This is a genomic window from Candidatus Protochlamydia sp. R18, assembly GCF_000648255.1.
GTDB classification, from domain to species: Bacteria; Chlamydiota; Chlamydiia; order Chlamydiales; family Parachlamydiaceae; genus Protochlamydia; species Protochlamydia amoebophila.
On sequence record NZ_BASL01000718.1, the window covers coordinates 1 to 1397 of the forward strand.

Annotated in this window: 1 protein-coding gene and 1 pseudogene; both read left to right on the forward strand. The window is 36.4% G+C overall.

All coding sequences use genetic code 11. From position 1 onward, the window contains the following. A partial coding sequence (locus TY19_RS07175) for an IS5 family transposase (protein ID WP_102035404.1) occupies nt 1–529 on the forward strand: 529 nt, incomplete at its 5' end. Continuing rightward, nucleotides 445–1397: pseudogene (locus tag TY19_RS07180) on the forward strand (hypothetical protein); the annotation flags it as partial. The gene TY19_RS07175 and the pseudogene TY19_RS07180, both read left to right, overlap by 85 nt.

Genomic DNA, 1397 nt, shown 5'->3' on the forward strand with positions numbered 1-1397 from the left:
AAAAAAAATCGTTGGAGAGGTTCGACAAAGCAGTGGTCGGAACGAGAAAACCAGTTTTATCATAGTTGATGCGCAAAGCGTTAAGAATACCGATACAGCTGAAAGTAAAGGCTATGATGCAGGAAAAAAAATCTCAGGTATCAAACGGCACATAGCAGTAGACACTCAAGGATTGCCTCATGCCATTCATATAACCACAGCAAATGTTACTGATAGAAAAGGAGCTCTAGAAGCATGTTTACTGAATAAGAGTATTTTGTCTGAAGTAAAAAATATTTTAGCAGATAGAGGATATTCTGGAGAACCATTTTCAAATGGTATTCAAGAGATATTGGGATGTACAGTAGAGATAACGAAAAGAAACGAATTGCATGCTTTTAAAGTGATTGCGAAAAGATGGATCGTAGAGCGTTCTTTTAGCTGGTTAGAAAAATGCAGAAGGTTATGGAAGAACTGCGAAAGAAAATTGAATACAAGCTTAAATCTGGTCATTTTGGCGTTTGTGGTTCTCCTTTTAAAAAGATTTTAAACAGGTTCTTAGAAGAAATTACTTCTGCCATTCAACTCGCCGATTATTATGAATTGACAGAAGTGGTGAAGAATTTAGAAGAACAGCTGATAGATGGGTACGAATCTCAGAGATTTGAACCTTTTAACTCCACTGAAGAAAGTTTAGTCGGATTAAAAAAACTTTTAAATTTTGCACATCGCTGTCAATTAAATAGATTGAAGGATTATTTAGAATCGACCGTTGTGAACGCCTTATTAAACCAGACTTTTCAGTTAGCGGAGTTTGAAAGAATTATAAATCACCTCTCAGATGAGATAGAAGCTCTTGATTTTTTTAACAATATTTATTTGACCGATGCCCATCTTTTAGCATTAAAAAATTGTAAAAATTTAAAAATACTTCATTTTAAGAATTGTCGAGTCATCACTGATGCAGGATTAGCACATTTAACACCCTTAACGTCTTTACAGCGTTTAAATCTAAGCAAACTATGGTGTATCACCGATGCTGGATTAGCCCATTTGACACTCTTAACGGGTTTGCAGCATCTTGATTTAAGCCAATGCAGTAAACTCACTGACGATGGATTAGCACATTTAACACCCTTAACAGCTTTGCAGCATTTAGGTCTAAATTACTGTGAGAATCTCACCGATGCAGGATTAGCCCATTTGACACTCTTAACGGGTTTGCAGCATCTTGATTTAAGCAATTGTAAGAATCTTACCGATGCAGGATTGGCCCATTTGACACCCTTAACGGCCTTGCAGCATCTAAATCTGAGTAGATATAATCTCACGTATGCTGGATTAGCGCATTTGACATCTTTAACGGGTTTGCAGCATCTTGATTTAAGCAATTGTAAGAATCTTACCGATGCAGGATT